Genomic DNA, 20328 nt, shown 5'->3' on the forward strand with positions numbered 1-20328 from the left:
TGTATCACTTTGTAACAGAAAACGAGTAATTGAGATGGAAATGATGAATGCTAATGATGGGTTTCCTAAATAAAACAACGGCAGCCGCTGATTGCGACTACCGTATGTGGCTCACTTGACGGTACCCATGGAATTGATTGTGACTTTAACTTCACATTTAATCTCTGCATCCGAGAAGGCTTCTCCCCAATTGTTCTCATTTTCCTTGTAATGACGATACTGATAGGCCCTTGCATAAATGCCAAACCCTACGGGATCAATTTGGTGCTTTTGAAACTTACGAATCAACTTTTCCAATTGTTTTTGCATCTGTTGCGACAGTTTTCTCTCCAGGATATCTGCATGCTGCTGAATATCGAGAGTGAACAACTGTTCGGTCATGGCGGCTGACACCTTCATCCGGATTAGGAAATGGAAATTATTATTTGAATAGGAAGATTTAATTTTTGTATCGATGTCCCGAACGCTGAAGCTAGCTCTATTCAAAGAGAAGAAGTCGGAATTTGGTTCTCCAGGGATAGCGAAGGACAGAGAAACTCCTTTTGTCGCATCTTTCTTTAATAGGTTCAGGAGCACGCTTTCTTGAAATCCAATGGAGGTTGCATACTTTCCTTTGTGTGTTAATAATGTTGTTCCTGATAATCGAAAACTCTTCTGCTTAGCATCGTAGGTTACTTCGCTTAAACTAGGGGTAAGGGCTTCTTCAAAAATCTGCCGATGCATGTCTTGAACGGTAGTAAGTACCGTTGCTCCTCGTTTGCTTTTGGAATCGACCATCCCACGCAATATAACGGGAAGGGGAGGCTGATTATCCGTCTTAACGGTAAACATTTCCTCAAGGGGACCATTGAATGCAACCATGCGGTCAAGAACGGTGTTTCGTGCATCCCTGAAGACGACATCCAGAATTTTGAACCAGTTCTCGTGCTGAAGAAGCTTTCGGCCAACGACGTAAACCTGATAATTCCTTCCTTCCAGGGCTCCTGACGTATACGCATCTTGAATGCTTCTTGATTCACGAAGACTGGTTACCGGGATATTGTATTGTTGTTCTTCATTATTCTTATCCCCGAATACGGGATTGGATACGTAAAACCGAAGCTGATTGTTGTCATCTAGATCAATGCCTGCGGCTAGTGGGACTGCTGCTGCTTCTAGATCAATCTTATCTCCGCACCCTCCAATAATGAGAGCAAGGAAGAGCCAAGTTCCCCTGATTATTGTCTTCATCCCAGCTGTTCCTCTCTACGTACTTTCTCTCTGATTACGAGATAAATCCAAATCACAATCGGAAGTATATATTCAACGACAATTCCGATTCTGGTCATCATATACTCCAGCCAGACACTCTGATTAAATGTCGGAAGGTAAAAGTAAGTTCCGATCCCGATAAAGGCAAGCAGACCGATCAGGTAGCTTCTGACTCTTGCGCCATTCGTTGTCCATTTCAGACAATAAGCCATGAAGTAAAGCGCGGGAATCCAGCTAAGGGAATAAAGCCCGATGTAGAGCGAGATAAAAATAATCTCGATTCTCTCTAAGAATTTGAATTGTATCGTCTTAAGTACGGAAATGACGGGCTGATTGACTTCAATCATTTCGCTTGGGCTGAAATAAACAAAGCAAACAAGCGTAATAAGCAAATTCATCATCATCGTAATCGTATTTGCAAGCAGTACCCCGGCGCCTGCATGCTTCTTATGCGTTAGATGAGGATACAGGAAAAAAACGGCGATAAAGCCCAAATAGGCAAAGAGAACGGTCGGAACGGCAGACAGGATCGGTAGCCAGCCTTCCTTTAGGATAGGGATAATGTTTAACCATTGTCCCTCCTTCAGCGGCAGTAAATAGATAAAAGGAAGCCAGCATAGAAAATAGAAGATCGCCTCGGCAAATCTTCCGAGCATGTTCGTTCCTTCTCTTGTGACGATGTAGGTTGGGATGAACAGAAGTACCAATACGATGAAGGGCGACGTATTCTGCAAGAGCCAAACCCGGATAATTAACAGCGTTCGAAGCAGTCCGATATAGGCCATCCCTCCGAGGTAAGCTGCAAAGACGAGAGCAAAGGGGATGGCCAGCCATCTTCCTAGTTTTTTCTTAATTAAATCCAGGATGGTGCCATCAGGACTTCCTTTCATAATTTGGACGGTCAGCAGGCTTGGGATGCTTGTAATCAACCACCCGAGTACGATTGCGATCCAGCCATCCGTTCCGGCAAAACGCGCCATCTCCCTCGGTATAGATAGAATAGCGATGCCGATTTGAATGCCGGCAATGATAAATACATATTGAAGGAAAGATAGGGGGGACTTAACGAATGGGCTCAATGGCGCTCATCCTCTCTCGGGTGACCGGTATCACCTTGTCTTGTATCCTGCTGTGCATTCGAGCTCGTTGGACGATTCTTCATCAACCAAATCGGTATTCGCACCATCGTATCTTTCCAATCACGGAAACGCACTGGCCCGAATGGCGTGCTGTACGGTACGCCAAGGGATTTCAGGGACAGAAGATGAGCGATCAAAGTCATTAGACCGACGACGATTCCTACAAAACCAAACAGCGAAGCGAATAGCATCATCGCGAAGCGGACAAGTCGAACTGCTGCCCCCATATCGTAGTTGGGCAAAATGAAAGATGCAATTGCGGTAAAGGCAACGACGACGACCATAATATTGCTTATAAGGCCAGCTTGTACGATAGCTTGACCAATGACGATACCTCCGACGATGCCGACCGTTTGTCCGACCGGCGCGGGTAGACGGACACCAGCCTCGCGTAACATCTCAAGCGTCAGTTCCATGAAGACGGCCTCCATGTAAGGAGGGAAGGGGACCTTTGCCCGCGATTGTCCGATCGTCGACAAAAGCTTCATCGGAATGACCTCGAAGTGAAACGATACGACCGAGATGTAGATCGCGGGCAGTAGAATGGCGATGAAGAAGGCGAGCAGCCTCAGCATTCGAATGAATGTCGCGATTGTCCATCGCGTGCTGTAATCATCGACACTCTGAAAGAAAGAAATGAAATTGACAGGGCCGACAAGCGCGCTTGGCGAACGATCTACCACTATGACGAATTTGCCTTGAAGAATCTGAGATGATGCAGCGTCTGGGCGTTCCGTCAATATGAATTGAGGAAAAGGCGAGAAAGGCGAATCTTCGATTAGCTCCGCCAGCTCTCCCGTATTAATGACTGCATCAACGTCCAGCTTGCTTAATCTTTCTTCCAGCACATTCAGAGTTTGAATATTGGCAACGTCAGACAAGTATAGAATAGAAAGCTTGGTCTGACTTCTGGCCCCGATCGTGAATTGTTTAATTTTGAGCTCTCGATTCGGAATATATCGTCGAATTAATGCAACATTGGCGCCTCCTGTTTCGACGAAGCCTTGATGTGCCCCTTTCAGCGAAGTTTCTAATTGAGGGTCCTCAATCGCACGCTGAGGCCACCCTTGAGATCCACAAGCATAAGCGACCTTTTCTCCGTCGATGAACAGGATGCTGTAACCGGCGAATAGCATGTGCTCGACCTGTCCCCAATCTGTTAACTGATGAAATTCGCCGATCGTTGCCGGAAAATCATTGATACCGTTAATTTCAGCTGTTCCTTGTTTAAGCGGTGTAAGGATGTCGCGATTGATGGAGCTTTTGTCCGATAATCCTTCGAGATAAGCGAGAAGAGCTTGACGATTGTCTGCCTTCAGAATAAAACGCCGATTGATCAGGTCCGGAGTATTCGAAAAGATTTCCTTAAGCTTTTCAAAATTTTGTCTAAGATCGACTTCTAAAGGATCGGTTCTCGCAGGCTCCACGCGGGTAGCAACATCACGATATTTTCGAAATCCTCTCGTTAAAGTTTTGTTATCCATACCAGCCACCATCTGTCCCTTAATTTTCCTTATTATCTCCGTGGTGTGGAGGAATATGTATCACGGAGGGGTGTAAAGCAAAAAGGCCAGCCAGAAATCGCTGGCTGACCTGATCATACGAAAGAAACCCGACGTTTTTAAGAAAACGTGGGTTTCGGTTCCGCTGTCTGAAGCCCTCTCGAAGTGGGCTTGTGTATGATTGAATTACACTTTCTCGTACAAATCCTCACTCACACCAACAACAAATAGCGACCAAGCGTCAGTTGGATTATACATACGCAGTCGGTGCATCGGACGTGTACATGCCGTGTAGAAAAGCTTGCGTTCGGACTCTCGGCCATAGCAGCTGGCAGATGCATCATAGATAAGTACCGCATCGAACTCAACACCTTTAGCAAGATACGCCGGGATAATAAGCAGTCCATGCTCAAACTGAGGTGTCGTTTTGTTCACGAGACGCAGTGATTCACCGATAGCAGGAACGGAGCGGAGGCGCTCGTATGCTTCAATCGCTTCTGCCTGTGATTTTGTAATGATAGCAATTGAACCGTAGCCCTCAGCTTGCAGCGCAGCGATATCCTCTACAATCCGTCGATCGCGATCAGCAGCATCTAAGCATTGAATAGCAATTGGCTTGCCGCCAGTTCGATCGAACGGTACGATGCGGTTGCCGTCCGCCAGCATTGCGCGTGTGAAATCGACGATTTCACGCGTCGAGCGGTAGCTTCTCGTTAAGTTCAACCATGCGGTGTCATCTGGTCCGTAAAGATCTTCTAAAGGAGATCCGCTGCGTTCATGCAAGTCACTCGCTTGTGCGAAGATCGCTTGGTTGAAATCGCCAAGCACCGTCATGCGCGCCCGCGGGAACAATCTTTTCACAAATTCGAATTGGAAGGCGGAATAATCCTGCGCTTCGTCCATCAACACATAACGGATGCTGCCGTTCATTTGGAATCCTTCGATAAGTTCCTTCAAATATAAGTACGGCGTCGCATCCTCGGCGGCCAGCTTGCCTTCATCCATCAACCGAATCGTGCGAGCACAAATCTGTTTCCAAAGCTCTTCATTGGGGAAGCCGGATGGATCGTTCGACAAGGCCTCATTCTCATGAAGCAGCGAGGCAACAAGCGAATCATCTTCAAACAACTGCCGATATAACCCTTTCGTATCGACAAAACGGAGCGCCCTGACCTTACGATACAGCGGTCTGAAGTGCGTCCGAACAACACCTTCTCTTAGGAGCTCTTCTTCCTGCTGCGCATCGTCGAACGCTGGGTTTTTGGCTTGCTGACGTTTGGCTAATCGGTTGAAAGCATCCTGATACTGCTCTTGATCCAAATAATCGAGCTCTTCCTTAACCCATTCCGCAGAACGTTCCGCACGTTCGAGCTTGCGCAGCTGCTGCAGAATCCAATCTTTCAGTTCATCGATGCGGTAGGAGAGGGAGGCTGCCGACTTCGAGTTATAAAATTGCGTTTCGATCGCTTGTCGTGACAGCACCGTGCGTCCCTTGAACCGGATGCCTCGGAACTTCATGCCCTCCGTCAGCAGTCGATCGCGGTAGCCGCGCATAAGATGAAGGAAGCGGGAGGATGCCTTGAAGGCAATGCCTGCAATGACTGCGTCATAGTCCGGATCATCTTGTTTCGTCAGCACATATTCCATCTGATCGAACGGGTCTTCTACATCAAAGCTGCTGCCGAGTCGGCGATTGAGATACTCTTGGAACGTCGTCTGCTGAATGTTGTCTTCACCAAGCTCCGGCAGTACCGTTGCGACATAGCTGTTGAACATCGGGTTTGGCGAAAATAGCACCATCTGCTCCGCGGTCAATCGCTCGCGATGTTTATATAGAAGATACGCGGCGCGCTGCAGCGCTGCCGATGTTTTGCCGCTGCCAGCGGCACCCTGCACAACGAGCAGCCTGCTGCTGTCGTTGCGAATAATTTGGTTCTGCTCTTGCTGAATCGTAGCGACGATGGACTGCATTTGCGATCCTGCGCCTTTGCTCAGTACATTTTGCAGAAGCTCATCGCCGATTGTCATGCCGGTATCGAACATCGTTCGAATAACGCCGTCACGGATCGAGAACTGACGCTTCAGTTCGATCGTTCCGCTAATTTCACCACCTGGCGTGTTGTACGCTGCCGGGCCAGGCGGGAAATCATAGTACAAGCTTGCGATGGGCGTCCGCCAATCGTATACGAGAAACGTCTCGTCGTCGTCCGCAAGGAAGGAGGCGACGCCTATGTACAGCTTCTCGCTTGCAGGTGTACCTTTCTCATGAAAATCGATCCGTCCAAAATAAGGCGAAGGCAGCAGTCTGCGCGTGCGCTTCAATTGATTCAATAAATGCCGATGACTGTGCTCGCGCTCGGACAAGATCTGCGCCTGTTGTTTCATACTCATGAATGTCTCAAGAATATCGTCATCATTGCTCAAGTTGACCGTCACGTCATCCCAGAAATTGGTGCGGAAGTCGACAACCTCCGTACGCAATTCGCCAACGTTCGGCTCATACTTCGCGATCCGTTTCTTGAACGCAGCAATCACTTCGTTAACGCGCCGCTGCTCTTTGTCCCATTCCGTAGACCATTCGCTCATCTATATACGACCTCCATCTGGGCGATAGGTAACCTTTATTCAAACCATAATTATATCCGTAAAAAGCCAACCCATGCAAGGTGAACCACCTTGCTGCCTAGGGGCTTGGCCCCTTGGGACCCCAGCTGTTAAGGGGCTTCGCCCCTTTGACCCCATTTTTTATTTACCCGTTACTGAAACATTTCTACCCACCCAAACCAAGCGTTCTACCCACCCAAACCAAGAGTTCTACCCACCCAAACCCTCCCTGCTAGGGAGGGCCCCGGGGGTTCCACCCCCTGGACCCCGGAAAGGGTCGAATGAGGTACGAATGATGAAACAATCTACTCCTAGCAAGGAGTCGCGTGCCCCTTTAGGGCAAAGCTTTTGTTCGTGCGTGCTGCGCTTTTATTTAAGTCTATTCTACCCACCTGAATCCTTCCTGAAAGAGTACCGGGCGGGAAACTTATGGACTCCGGATGGGGGAAATGAGGGGTAAAGTTATTCAAACATGTTCGCGCTAATTATCAAGTAAAGCGTGTCCCGCAGGGACGAAAGCGAGTATTGGCACGATTGATGGGATTGATCGAACAAGTAGGGAAGTCCACTAACCCACCTAGTCACCACATACCTATAGCGTGTCCCGAAGGGACGAAAGCGAGCACGCGTTCAATCGTATCTATACCAGTCCTTCGGGGGTCCAGGGGGCAGAGCCCTTGGGGCCCTCCCTTCCAGGGAGGGTTTGGGTGGGTGGACAATAGAAGATATACGGACCAAGGGGGCGAAGCCCCCTATATTTTATGGGGTCATAAGGGGCAGCGCCCCTCATCCCCGGTAATCGCTTTCATTGGGAGCTAGCCTGCGATCGGGGACGTTTTTTCTATTATTAAATACATTATCCAAATTCATGTAATTATGCAAAAGGGGTTCAAATCTGTAACTGTGCTGTGCTAAACTCAGTCCCAAGCAGCGAGCCGACCATAACGACCGATACGAACAACACAATTCGCATCCTAAGGAAAAAGGGGAGCTCACAACATGAATAACAACATGACGATCAACACAAAGAAGAAAAACATGCCGAAATGGCTGATTGCGGTTTGCAGTATGATGATTGCGTTTAGTGCGATTTTGCCAGCTGCGCAAGCGGCATCGCCATCGACGCTTAAGTATGGTATTACATCGCTTGATGTACCTGACTTGCAATTCCGTCTGAAGGTACTCGGCTACTTCAATAATTCAACGGTTACGACGTACTATGGTTCGATGACGCAAGATGCCGTTGAACGTTTCCAAGCTGATTATGGTATTACGTCAGATGGTGTCGCTGGATCGAAAACATGGTCGCTGCTAAAGAAAGTCTCGGTCAATCAAGAAGAACTCGATCTGCTCGCACGCATCATCTATGCGGAAGCGCGCGGTGAATCATATCAAGGTCAAGTCGCTGTCGGTGCAGTTGTTATGAATCGAGTCCAGTCGTCGGAATTCCCGAATACGGTCCGTGAAGTCATTCTTCAAGCGGGCGCATTCACTGCAGTAGATGACGGCCAATTCAGCCTGACGCCTGATAGCACAGCTTACCAAGCTGCAACAGACGCTGTTCGTGGTGTTGACCCAACGGGTAATGCGTTGTATTACTTCAATCCGAACACGGCAACGTCGAGCTGGATCTGGTCGCGGACACAAACCGTTAAGATCGGCAATCATATTTTTGCCGTATAAGATTAACATCATCCAATAGGATAAGCTGTATAAAAATAGGCCTTGCGAGTCTCCGACTGGAGTATTTCGCAAGGCCTTTTCATACGTTAAGCATACCTATTAGTGCAGGATCAGCAGCCATACATACAATCCGCATAGCGTTATGAATAGAACCGGGATGGTCAATACGATGCCCGTCTTCATATAATCCAACCACGAAATCGTCACACCCTTGCGGCTCAGTACATGGAGCCAGATGAGAGTAGCGAGCGAGCCGATTGGCGTCATTTTGGGACCAAGATCCGAACCGATAATGTTCGAGAATATGAGTGCTTCCCGAATTGCGCCAGTTGTTTCTGTATCCGCGGTCGCAAGTGCGTCGATCATAACGGTTGGCAGGTTGTTCATGATCGAGGATAATATCGCTGCCACGAATCCGCCGCCTATTGAAGCGACGAACAGCCCTTGATCAGCGAACCATTGCAGCAGATCGGCTAGGTGATCGGTTAGACCGACATTGCGCAGCCCGTAGACGACCACGTACATCCCGATCGAAAATACGACGATGGACCACGGCGCCTGCTTCATAATCTCGCTTGTCTTAATGTGTGGGCTTCGTCTTGCCGCCAGAAGCAGCGCAGCGGATGCGATGCCTGCAATTACACAAACCGGAACGGATAGCCACTCGCTCGACATGTAGGCTGCCATCAAGACCGCTAATATGATCCATGACAGCTTAAACAATCGCATATCTTTAATAACCGAATTTGGTTCTGGCAGATCCGATACCGAATACGGATTGCCGATTGAACGGCGATAGTACAAGTAAACGACAAGTAAGCTCGCGCCAATCGAGAAGAGGCCAGGAATGATCATGCGTCCGGCATATTGCGCGAACCCGACGCCGAAGAAGTCCGCTGCAACGATGTTGACGAGATTGCTTATAATGAGCGGGACGGATGCGGTATCCGCGATGAAGCCGCAGGCCATTACGAACGGAAGCACCATGCGATCCTTCATATTTAATGCTCGTACAGTGGCGAGTACGATTGGGGTTAGGATGAGTGCCGCACCATCATTCGCGAAGAAGACCGATACGCCAGCTCCGAGCAAGACCATATAGACGAACAATCGTCGTCCGCTGCCTCTTGCAAGACGAGCCATATGTAAGGCCGACCATTCGAAAAATCCGATTTCATCTAATACGATCGAAATGATAATGATGCCGATAAACGTAAATGTTGCGTTCCACACAATGGATGTAACTTCAACGATGTCCCGCCATCCGACGATTCCGAGTATGACAGCGATTAATGCGCCGCCGCTTGCTGACCAGCCAATGTTAAGCTTGCGCGGCTGCCAGATGACCATACTGACGGTTAATGCGAATAATAAAGGTGCCAGAACTCCCATGTGACTATAGTCTCCCTATCCGTTTGCAATGCTGTCTCCTTAAGCTATTATACGGATTTCCTACCGGACGTAAATGATTTTCGTACAGGGCGCTGGCGACGGCCTAACAGGCAGTGGTATGATGGAAAATGAGATGAATCGATTATCGGTCCAATGGAGGGTACAACCAGTAATGAACTTGAACGTATTGAAGGCAGGAATGACATTTTCGGATGAGGACGGTTACGTTGGCTTCGTCCATTTCGAAGTAGAAGGCCATGTACGCAAGTACGAAATGGCGCTGCAAAGCAAGAAGGGCCGCGACTGGGGCTACAGCCTGTTCTTCCTCGATGGCTCGGGACCAGAAGAACAGATTGAACTCGTCGAGGACGCGATTGAAGAAGATGACGACCTGTATTTCCGACTGATCGGCGAAGCGAAGGCACAGCTTGTGGAAGCGACGCCGGCGTCTGAATAATAGCTGACGGATTGGAAGGGAGCGTGGGCGCATGCTGAAGGTGGTCGTCGTTTCCGACACCCACATGCCGCGAATGGCGAAGAAGCTGCCGGAGCGACTCGTAGAGGCGCTGAAGAAGGCAGATGTTATTTTGCACGCGGGAGATTGGACGGATGTTTCGGTTGTAACGATGCTTCGCAAGTATGCGCCTGTGTACGGCATATGCGGCAACAACGATGGGCCGGAGCTTGTTCGTATGCTCGGTCTGCGCCGTATTGTGACGCTTGAAGGTGTAAGAATCGGCATTGTGCACGGGCACGGACAGGGGAAACGGGAGGAAACGGAGTCGCGTGCTTTCCGTGCGTTCGAGCCAGGCGAGGTGGATGTCATTGTATTCGGCCATTCCCATATTCCGCTGCACAAGCAGCGCGACGGAGTGCTCCTATTCAATCCGGGATCGCCGACGGACCGGAGACGGTCCACGCACTATGCATTCGGACTATTTACGATTCATGAAGGCCGTTTAACGGCCGAGCATGTGAAATATTTGAACAAATGACAGATGAGTGAGGGACTGGACAAGATGCAAGAGATTCGACATTTTTTCTTCGATATGGATGATACGTTGTATGATCAGATGGAGCCGTTCCGCATGTCGCTAATACGCGAGGGGATGTGGACGGACAAGGAATGGGCGGAGTTCGATCGCTTGTTCAAAAAAGTGCGTCATCACAGCGACGAGCTGTGGGACGACTATGTTGCAGGGAAGATGTCGCTGGAGGAAACGCGTCGCTTGCGGCTCATTCTTGCTTTTGCCGAATATGACATCAAGGTGTCCGATGAGCTGGCCGATCGGCTGCAGCTCGCCTATGAAGCAGAACAGCGCGTCATTCAGCCTTCCGAGGGCATCGTGCCGCTGCTCGAAGCGATCCGGGCCAAAGGGCATGACATCGGCATTATTACGAATGGACCGGTCGTCCATCAGACTCGCAAAATCGAGGCGCTTGGCGTTGAACGTTTTGCGAATAAAGGCTGGGTATTCGTCTCCGATGCGCTTGGCATGGCGAAGCCGGATCCTAACCTGTTCGCTGAGGTAAACCGCCGTACGGGTACGAAACCAGAGAACTGCATCTATATTGGCGACAACTGGCGTAACGATGTCGTTGGTTCGTGTGAGTCCGGCTGGAGCTGTGTATGGCTCAACAACCGCGGACGTCAGCCTGAGTCGCATCACCGCCCTACGCACGAAGTGAGCACGATTGAGGACATGGCCCGCAAGCTGCTTGGTGTGGAAGTAACGTCGAAATAGACGTTGAAATAGGCTTAGATCAAAGCTCGTCCTTGCGGACGGGCTTTTGTTTGTATATTTGATGAATAGGTGACTGGCAATGGAACGAAAGGAGCTTAAGGTTGTAACGGTTGCTGAAGAGCTTATTGTGATAGTAATGACCACATTTCAAATCTAATGGTTGCCGTCGAGCTTATTACGTCGTTATTGAGTAAAAGGGGTTCCCTTTATCCGAAATACCCTTTACCACAACCGTTAGCGAACAAATCAACGTATTTTCCATCAAATAAACACGTTGGCAACCATTGCGTCCCCCATTTAAACTCTCGTTTAAATCCTCATTGCTTCATCCATTAGCTCCGCTTCGCACGTTAATTAACGCAAGTTTAACTTCAAGATAGCACTCTTTATACCTATGATGTATTGTAAATGGTAGAATATAATGGTGATATTTACAATAGGAGGTCTGATATGAGTCGGAATCGCAAAATTTTAATTATTGAAGATGATCTGGATATTTCCCGGATTATCAAAGATTACATAGAGAGGAATGGATATGACGTCTATATTGCTAATGATGGTAAAGAGGCTTGGCAATCCATAGAGTCGCTTAATCCTGATTTTATTATTCTCGATATTATGCTTCCCGATATTGATGGCATTGAGATGTGCCGTCAGATTAGGGGGAACAACAATGTCCCTATTCTTATTCTCAGCGCCCGTGGCAGCGATACGGATAAAGTACTGGGTCTCGGGTTTGGGGCGGATGATTATATGACCAAACCGTTCTCTCTCAGTGAATTGCTGGCAAGGGTGAAGTCGAACTTGCGGAGAGTGGAAAGCATGAATCCCACTCCGCAGTTGATGCCGCCTGAATTGGAGGATGTCCTGCGGTTCGGCAATGTTACGGTGGACCGGAAAGGATACAAGGTGTCGAAAGACGGAAAGGAGATATCGGTTCCCGTCAAAGAGCTGGAGCTGTTGTTCTATCTATCCAAGCACAAAAATCAGGTGTTTTCGAAGAGCCAGCTTTTGGATGCCGTCTGGGGTTATACGGCTTATGGAGATGAGAGCACGATTACCGTGTATATCCGCAGATTACGAGAGAAGCTGGAGGATGATCCGTCCAATCCCACCTATATTAAGACCGTCTGGGGAATCGGTTATAAATTTTGCAGCGATGTTTCAGAAGAATAGGGATTCCTATGTACTTGAATGAGTGGATAAGACAATGGCTATTAAAGGTCGTGATTTGTTTGCTTCTTGTGTTTGCGTGCACGACTTATTTCTTTTGGAATCGTGTGAATATCGAACAGGGAACGGAGTCCAAGGCGGTCATCAATCAAGTGAGGTTGTATGTCAATGAGATGCTCTTGTTCTTAGATAACCATTATGCTGAGATCATGAATGATGTCGAACTTCAAGCGTCACTACGTGCCATGGCAGAGGCTTCTGATACAGGCGTCGTCTACACGGATCTCACCGGACAGATTGTGTTTAATTCTTACAGTAACGCTGTCGGCGCTCGGATCAATCCGGGCACGGATCTGCATTATGATCTGTATCAGGCTAGATTGTCGGATCAGCGTTACCGGATCGCCTTTCCTGTAGTTGACGAGGTAACGCAAGCTCAAGTGGGCAATGCTATTTTTACAATACCCGCATCTCTAGTGTTTGCCGGCAGAACGAAGCTGCAAGTGCTTGCACCGTACCTCACGATCGCGTTACTGCTGGTGATTCTGGCATTGCTCGTGATCCAGATTCACAGAAAAATGAGCAGAGATATGGTGAAACCGATTCATCAATTGAAGGATTTCTCCGAGGCGATTCTAAAGGGGGATTTAGAACAAAAATTCACCTATCAGAACATGGATGAAATCGGTGAGGTATATGCGATGTTTGATCAGATGAGGCTGGAAATTATGCATCACAGCCATCGAAGGGATGAACAGGAGCAAGCACAAAAGGAATTGATATCGAACATTTCTCATGAATTGAAGACCCCTTTGACAACGCTCAAAGCGTATATTGAAGCGATCCGAGAAGGCAGCTGCTCGAATATGCAGGAGGTCATGGAATATGTGGAGGTCATGCATAACAGCACCGAAAAAATGAGCCGGTTAACAGAGGATTTGCTGCTTCATGCCTTAAAAGAGCTTGGTCAGATTTCTGTGACGCTGACAGAGCAATACAGTAGAGAAGTATTTGATAAGATATTACGACCGATCGGTCATTATATCCGTACCACCGGCGTTCATTATATTGAACCCGAGGGAATTCCTAATGTGCTGATTCACGTGGATGCGCAGCGGATGGAACAGGTTATCGCCAATCTGATTTCAAACGCGCTGAAGCATACCTCTGCAGGCGATACGATCCGGGTGAACATTGAACTGGAGCAAGGTCAATTGAAGATCACGATTGCGGATACGGGTAATGGCATCCTCCCTCAAGATATGCCATTTGTTTTTGACCGTTATTTCAAAGGAAAGTCCAACGAAGGAGCGCGGAGCAAGGGAACGGGCCTGGGATTGTCCATTTGCAAATACATCATTGAAGCCCATGAAGGCACGATTTACTTCAAAAGCAGGCAAGGGAGCGGAACGGTATTTTATTGTTTGATTCCGATGGGCTAGCCAGTGATACGAGCTCTATCAGCAAGTAATGTTTCATTAATAATTGAATAAGGATTTATCTATAAGTGCCCCTTAGAATAAGATCATCATCTTATTGAAGGAGGCACTTTTTGCGATGAAACGAGCGATCATTCAAGGGAAGAATCTGTGTAAAACCTATTCGACCGGCACGGAGCAATTTCATGCGATTCGGAATTTAGATATTGATGTGTACGAAGGCGATTTCACTGTAATCATGGGGAATTCGGGTTCAGGCAAATCAACTTTGCTCTACATGCTGAGCGGTCTGGATTCCGTTACCGTAGGTGAGGTGTATTTTCAGGGAAAACGTATAGATAAATACTCCGAACGACAATTAGCTGCGTTCAGGACCCGCCAGATCGGCTACATCTATCAGAGCATCAATCTTGTGCCGGATCTGACTTTATTTGAGAATATCGCATTGCCCGGATATATCGCAGGTCAGCCCAAAAACAAAGTGAAGAGTGCCGTTCATTCTCTGATGAATGCCATGGCGATCAGCGAGCAAAAAAACCGGCTGCCGTCACAAACCTCAGGGGGCCAGCAGCAGAGAGCGGCGATTGCCCGAGCATTGATTAATTCGCCGGATCTCATATTTGCCGATGAGCCCACAGGAAGCTTGAATTATGATCACGGGGTGGCTGTGCTCGATATTTTAACGGAAATGAACCGGAAAGGACAGTCCGTGGTCATGGTAACACATGATATCAAGGCGGCGTGCCGTGCGGACCGGCTGGTCGTTATTCGAGACGGAAAGATTGTGGATACATTGGAGTTTGATAAATTTGATCACTCCCAGATCAAAGACAGGGAAGCCGTCATTTTTTCCTGTGTTTCCGGAAAGGGGTAAGCGAGTATGACGGCTGTGCTTACACTTTGTCTTTCCAATCTGAGAAAGAAGAAATTTCACAATGGAATGATCGGCCTGTTGATCCTGTTGTCTACTCTGCTGCTTGCCACCTCTATTACGGTAATGATGAATTCCAACAATCTGTTTACGGATATGCACAAGAAAACGAATGGCTCCCATGAAATGCTGGAGATGCTGAAGGGGCTGCATGACCCTGATCAAGTGTATCAATGGTGGAACAAACAGGATGGTGTCAGTACTTCCAAGCTGCTCCCTTTCCGTAAAGTGGGTGGAATGAAGAAGGAAGGAGAACCTTCGTCTACGGAGCTATCCAGTCTGACGCTATATATGATGGATACCCCGGAACGTCCGTTTGTGGTCGATGAGCTATTGTTTGCACAAGGGAAGGAGAGCGCCGTTCCTGCGAAAGGAGAAATTTGGCTGCCTACTTCTATCGCCTATTTATACGACTTGGCTGTAGGAGACCGGCTAGAGTTCTCTACCGGTAACAAAAAATTTACTTTGCAGGTGTCAGCAGTCGTTGTTGATATTCCTTTCGGCGCACCTTTCCCTACCGACGCAAGAATTTGGATGAATCATGAGGATTATGCCCAGACCGTACAAGGTATTGAAGGAAAAGAGCAATATATGCTTGGTTTGAGATATGAGGGTTACAGCAGCAGCTCAAGCTATTGGGACAAATTCGAGCAAGAGATGGGCACCCCTTTTCTGGAAACGAAAATAAGCTTAGAGCAAATGTCTTCATTCTATTTGATTATTAATAAAATCATTGGTTTTATTATGATTTTTATGGGCATCGTTATGATTCTCGTCGCTTTGTTTACGATCGGATTTACGATATCGGATGATATTTTATCCAATTACAAAACCATTGGCGTGATTAAGGCGCTTGGACTAACTTCGAAAAAAATAGCGAGCGTTTATTTGATGCAGTATATTTTCATTTCAATCATCGGTATTGTTCCAGGTCTGGCCATCAGCCGTCTGCTTTCCGACCTGATTATTAAGAATACGCTATCTTCCTTGAAAGGCATACCGGTGCCTGGAGGTCTGGCCGAAAGTTTGATCACCCTTATTGTAGGTATCTTTGTCATCGTAATGGTCATTCTGTGTGTTGCTTATTACGCCAATAAAGCCCGTTCGATTCAGCCCATGCAGGCGATTCGGTTCGGAATGTCTGAAACGGATAACAGTAAATTGCTCAAGCGTTTCGGCGCCAAACAAAATTCGTTGCTCGCTTTCGGGAGAGCGCCGCTGTCAATCGTTCTTGGGCTAAGAAATGTAATGAAGAATAGGAAAGCTTCCATTCTGATGCTGCTGCTGGCAACTGTGATGTCGGCTGTCCTCGTTCTTGGTTTTGTTCTGCTATACAGTATCGGCAATATCAAGAAAACAGCCGCCGATTGGGGATATGATTCGTCCGATATTTCCCTTGTAGTGGTTAACTCTTCAAGCTTCCCTAAAGGCGAAGTCGACCAGCTCATGCGCTCGGACACGAGAATTAAAAATATAGGCTGGCTGGGGTATGTGAATGCGGTAGTGTCCGACGGGGGAGCTACAGATTTGGATGTAGACACAGTGGATCGCAAGTCTATGAATTTTAGCGTCACCGTCCTTGACGGCAGCTATGATGAAGTCGGTTATACGACGATCAAAGGTAGAAATCCTAAAAATAAAAATGAAATTTCGATTGGCATCCGTGTTGCCAAACAATTGAACAAAGATGTTGGGGATACGATTGAGATTTATATCGAAGGGCATAAACAGTCGCTTATCGTCAGCGGCATCTATCAGTCGATATCGAACCAATCAGAATCAGCCCGGATTATTGCGGACACCCTTCAGGTTAGTGACCCGGACTATGGCGACTATGCTGCAGCTTTTATCAATGTGAATGACCCGCTGGATGCGGACACGATCGTTAGCGAAATTGGAGAGAAATACAAGGATTCCGCTACGGTGGCGACGATGCAGACACTTCTGGACGCCACGTTTAAGCAGGCGTTTGCATCTATTATCCTCCCGATGAGCTTTATGGGGCTGCTGTTCACCGCCGTCACGATGGTCATCATTTACAGCATCAGCCGGACGAACATCCGAAAAGAAAGCAAGACTTACGGCATCTATAAGTCCGTAGGACTAACCTCGAGCCGAATAAGATGGTCCGTTACCAGGGGAATCGTTGCGGTATCGGCTATCGGTGCAGTGCTTGGAATGGTGCTCGGCGTATATTTTCTTCCAGTCATCCTTCGCAGTATTTTCTTGGATTACGGCATTGCGGATCTCCCGCTCATCATTAATTGGGGGGCGATTATTTCGATGGCGTGCTTTACGATGGCCGCGGCAGGCCTCGGCACGTGGGCTTCATCGAGAGTAGTGGCCCGCACATCCCCACGGATTCTGGTTATCGAATAAAGGAAACCCAAAATCACACTGGCGCTTAGCTGGTGTAATTTTGGGTTTCCTTGTATTTACATTTATGGAAATATATATTATTATAGCACTGACATAACATTATAGTTTCTCTAGTACACGGGTTCGATCAGGAGGTTCGTAATGAGGAAAGTGGTATTTCTGTTTCCCGGACAATCTTCGCAGAAACAGGGCATGTTACGGGAATTGTATCAGGAAAGCAGCACCGTACGACAAACGTTTGAGGAAGCTTCAATGCTTACGAACTATGATTTTCGCCGCATATGTTTTGAGGATCAGCAGGAGATGCTTCGTGACATTTCGATCAGCGCTCCGATTTTATTGACGGCAAGCTTGGCTACCTTCAGACATTTTATGGAAAACTATCAAGCAACCCCTTCCTTTATGGCAGGCCACAGCCTGGGTGAATACAGTGCATTGACATGTGCCGGCGTGTTTTCCTTTGAAACTGCACTATCCATCGTCATATTCCGCGCCAAGCTCGCGCAGAGCGTAATGGAAGAGAAGAAGGGGGTTATGACCGTTATCTACAATACTCCCTATCAAGAAATCGAAGAGTTATGCAGAACGATGCGGAGAAATGGAAGAAAGGTCTGGGTAAGCTGCAACAATTCCAGCGTTCAATGCTGTGCTTCTGGAACTGAAGAGGATATCGCTCTTTTGGAGAAAAAGGCTGCTAAGCGTGGAGCGTCGTATCGTAGAATCGTTGGCAACGCTCCGTTTCATAGTCCAATGATGGACAATGCTGCCGAGCCGCTGGCTGAATTTATCGGGCAGTGCAAACAGCATCCGCCCCAATACCCGGTCATTAGCAATTGGTCCCAGAAGCCGTACCATCAGTCGTCCGTGACGGGTAATTTATTTCATCAACTGGTCCATCCGGTGAAGTGGTTTCAAAGTATGGATTACATAAAACGGCAGCACACCGACATCTGGATTGAGCTTGGCAGCGGACAAGTCTTGTCCAAACTGATGAAAACGGACGACTACAAAGTACATAGCTATGAGTTAAGCGGGGATCGGAAACTGATCGAGACTGCTTTCCATGAGGGTAGGTGAGAATAGATGAGACTTTACGCGATACCTTACGCCGGAGGTTTCTCGTTTACCTACTTGAGATGGAAGAGATTATTGGATAGAAGAATAGAACTGTTTCCGGTTGAGTTTCCGGGAAGGGGGTCAAGATCGGAAGAGTCGCTATGTTACAGCATTGAAGATATGGCTGCAAGTGTAATCGATCAACTGGATACAAAAGATGATGAGTATACACTGTTTGGTCATAGTATGGGCGCCTATGTGCTTCTAGAATTGTACCGGCAAATACGCGTTGCTAAACAACCGCCCCCTAAACATATTGTGATATCGGCGATGCGACCACCTCATTTATACCAATGCCGAGGGTATCACTATCTTGATGATACAAGCTTTCACAGCAAAACCATTGAGATGGGGGGCATTCCGCCGGGCATTATGGAAGATCCTTCGTTTTCAGCGTATGTGTTTGATTTGTTGAGGAATGATTTCAGAGCGGTGGAACAGTACGTTTCCGCTGCAAAGCCCCCCTTTATAACGAGTAAAGTCAGTTTATTCAACAGCGAATTCGATATTCCCCGTGACCAAATGATGGAGTGGAATCATTACATCCTCGGAGAAGGCCGCTATCACTCATTTGAAGGTACTCATTTCTTCATTAATGAACAGATCGATGAAATTGTAAGCACGTTGAACCGTATTCTGGTCGGAAGCCAACATTTGATTAAACTCTGAATATGATCAAGAAGGATGATAACTATCAGAACATTTGAGAAATATGAATCCAATGTGCGTTCCTATTGCAGGTACTTTAACGATGTGTTTGTAAAGGCCAAGGGTTCGCTTATCTATGGCGAGTCAGGTAAAGAGTATATCGACTTTTTCGCTGGTGCCGGCGCTTTGAATTACGGCCACAATCCTGAATTTATTAAGGATCGGCTTATTGAACATATCCAAAGGGATGGGGTCTCTCATGGCTTGGATATGTACACGGATGTAAAACGGAGGTTTATCGACTATTTTGTCGAGCACATTCTTGAGCCGCGGGGATTGGATTACAAGCTTCAGTTCTGTGGGGCTACGGGCACGAACGCCGTCGAAGCGGCACTCAAGCTGGCGCGCAAGGTGAAGAAAAGAACCAATGTGTTCTCATTTATGGGAGCCTTTCATGGAATGTCGCTGGGAAGTCTGGCGGCAACAAGCAACAGGGATAGCCGGGAAGGTGCAGGAACACCACTGAACAATGTGACATTTATGCCGCATCCGTCCGGCCCTCTGCTCTATCTGGACACGATCGAATATATGGAAAGAGTCCTGTCCGACGACCATTCAGGAATCGACAAGCCGGCAGCGATCATTTTTGAGACGGTGCAGGCTGAGGGAGGAATCAATCCGGTTTCGGAGCAATGGCTTAGAGCTTTGGCAGATTTATGCGTCAAACATGATATTCTCCTTATCTGCGACGATATTCAGGTCGGTTGCGGCAGAACGGGAACGTTCTTCTCTTTTGAAAGAGCAGGAATTGTGCCGGATATGGTGACGCTCTCCAAATCCATTAGCGGATACGGCTTGCCGATGTCGCTATTGCTGCTGAAGCCCGAGTTGGATCAATGGAAGCCCGGTGAACATAACGGTACGTTCAGAGGCAATCAGATGGCCTTTGTCACTGCAATGGCAGCCCTGGAGCTTAGAGAAATGATGAATCTGGACCTTCTGGTGAAACAGCATGAACACTTTATTCGCAAATTTTTAGAAACGAACATAAAAACCGTCAGCGACAAGATTGAAATCCGCGGAACAGGGATGATCTGGGGGATTGATTTGTCCAACGTCGAAGACAGCGGTATCCCTAAGCAGATCGTTAAGGAGTGCTTCGCCAACGGATTAATTCTCGAAACAGCGGGCCGGGAGGATCAGGTCATTAAAATATTGCCTCCCCTGACGATTGAACAGAGCCAGCTCGAGCGCGGATTTAAAATTCTGAATGAGGCTGTACATTCTATTATTGCCGGCAGCAGCTTGCTTACAACCCATTGATGG

At 47.7% G+C, this 20328-nt stretch carries 16 protein-coding genes; 11 read left to right on the plus strand and 5 right to left on the minus strand.

Features of this window, described 5'->3' with window-relative positions; translation table 11 throughout:
• Nucleotides 1-111: 111 nt before the first annotated feature.
• The 4 genes from DFQ01_RS07435 to helD all read right to left on the minus strand — a co-directional run bounded on the left by DFQ01_RS07435 (nt 112) and on the right by helD (nt 6478).
• Nucleotides 112-1230 (minus strand): Ger(x)C family spore germination protein, encoded by a 1119-nt coding sequence (locus DFQ01_RS07435; protein WP_110043237.1) that lies wholly within the window; start codon nt 1228-1230, stop codon nt 112-114.
• Nucleotides 1227-2330, minus strand: a complete 1104-nt coding sequence (locus tag DFQ01_RS07440; RefSeq protein ID WP_110043238.1) for a GerAB/ArcD/ProY family transporter — start codon at nt 2328-2330, stop codon at nt 1227-1229. Before DFQ01_RS07440 ends, DFQ01_RS07435 begins: the two co-directional genes overlap by 4 nt.
• A complete protein-coding gene (locus DFQ01_RS07445; protein WP_110043239.1) occupies nt 2327-3874 on the minus strand; it encodes a spore germination protein in 1548 nt (515 codons plus the stop codon). Before DFQ01_RS07445 ends, DFQ01_RS07440 begins: the two co-directional genes overlap by 4 nt.
• Nucleotides 3875-4078: 204 nt before the next feature.
• Entirely contained in the window at nt 4079-6478 is a 2400-nt protein-coding gene (gene helD, locus DFQ01_RS07450; protein WP_110043240.1) for an RNA polymerase recycling motor HelD, read from the minus strand.
• Between the two features lie 1056 nt (nt 6479-7534).
• Here helD and DFQ01_RS07455 point away from each other — a divergent pair.
• Nucleotides 7535-8179: a cell wall hydrolase gene (locus tag DFQ01_RS07455; protein ID WP_110043286.1), complete on the plus strand. Its 645-nt coding sequence runs from the start codon at nt 7535-7537 to the stop codon at nt 8177-8179.
• A 99-nt stretch (nt 8180-8278) separates the two neighbouring features.
• Here DFQ01_RS07455 and DFQ01_RS07460 read toward each other — a convergent pair whose 3' ends face one another.
• Nucleotides 8279-9571, minus strand: coding sequence for an arsenic transporter (locus DFQ01_RS07460; RefSeq protein WP_110043241.1), 1293 nt, complete (start codon nt 9569-9571; stop codon nt 8279-8281).
• A 172-nt stretch (nt 9572-9743) separates the two neighbouring features.
• On the opposite strand from DFQ01_RS07460, the gene DFQ01_RS07465 reads away from it, so the two are divergent.
• The 10 genes from DFQ01_RS07465 to ectB all read left to right on the plus strand — a co-directional run bounded on the left by DFQ01_RS07465 (nt 9744) and on the right by ectB (nt 20325).
• Nucleotides 9744-10028: a hypothetical protein gene (locus DFQ01_RS07465; protein ID WP_110043242.1), complete on the plus strand. Its 285-nt coding sequence runs from the start codon at nt 9744-9746 to the stop codon at nt 10026-10028.
• 34 nt (nt 10029-10062) lie between these two features.
• Nucleotides 10063-10566 (plus strand): metallophosphoesterase family protein, encoded by a 504-nt coding sequence (locus DFQ01_RS07470; protein ID WP_110043287.1) that lies wholly within the window; start codon nt 10063-10065, stop codon nt 10564-10566.
• 24 nt (nt 10567-10590) lie between these two features.
• Entirely contained in the window at nt 10591-11316 is a 726-nt protein-coding gene (locus DFQ01_RS07475; RefSeq protein ID WP_174812709.1) for an HAD family hydrolase, read from the plus strand.
• A gap of 450 nt (nt 11317-11766) precedes the next feature.
• A complete protein-coding gene (locus DFQ01_RS07480) occupies nt 11767-12492 on the plus strand; it encodes a response regulator transcription factor (protein ID WP_110043244.1) in 726 nt (241 codons plus the stop codon).
• 14 nt (nt 12493-12506) lie between these two features.
• Nucleotides 12507-13931: a sensor histidine kinase gene (locus DFQ01_RS07485; protein WP_245946567.1), complete on the plus strand. Its 1425-nt coding sequence runs from the start codon at nt 12507-12509 to the stop codon at nt 13929-13931.
• Between the two features lie 115 nt (nt 13932-14046).
• Nucleotides 14047-14802, plus strand: coding sequence for an ABC transporter ATP-binding protein (locus DFQ01_RS07490; protein WP_110043246.1), 756 nt, complete (start codon nt 14047-14049; stop codon nt 14800-14802).
• A 6-nt stretch (nt 14803-14808) separates the two neighbouring features.
• The gene (locus DFQ01_RS07495) at nt 14809-17238 is read left to right on the plus strand and encodes an ABC transporter permease (RefSeq protein ID WP_110043247.1); all 2430 of its coding nucleotides are present in this window, start codon (nt 14809-14811) and stop codon (nt 17236-17238) included.
• A gap of 141 nt (nt 17239-17379) precedes the next feature.
• Entirely contained in the window at nt 17380-18315 is a 936-nt protein-coding gene (locus DFQ01_RS07500; protein ID WP_110043248.1) for an ACP S-malonyltransferase, read from the plus strand.
• 6 nt (nt 18316-18321) lie between these two features.
• On the plus strand, nt 18322-19023 hold the full coding sequence (locus DFQ01_RS07505) for a thioesterase II family protein (protein WP_110043249.1): 702 nt from the start codon (nt 18322-18324) through the stop codon (nt 19021-19023).
• A gap of 24 nt (nt 19024-19047) precedes the next feature.
• Nucleotides 19048-20325 carry a diaminobutyrate--2-oxoglutarate transaminase gene (gene ectB / locus DFQ01_RS07510; RefSeq protein WP_110043288.1) on the plus strand — a complete coding sequence of 426 codons (1278 nt, stop codon included), beginning with the start codon at nt 19048-19050 and terminating at the stop codon, nt 20323-20325.
• The last annotated feature ends 3 nt before the right edge of the window (nt 20326-20328 follow it).

Origin of the sequence: Paenibacillus cellulosilyticus, from assembly GCF_003182255.1 — a bacterium.
In the GTDB taxonomy this organism is placed as follows: Bacteria; Bacillota; Bacilli; order Paenibacillales; family Paenibacillaceae; genus Paenibacillus_T; species Paenibacillus_T cellulosilyticus.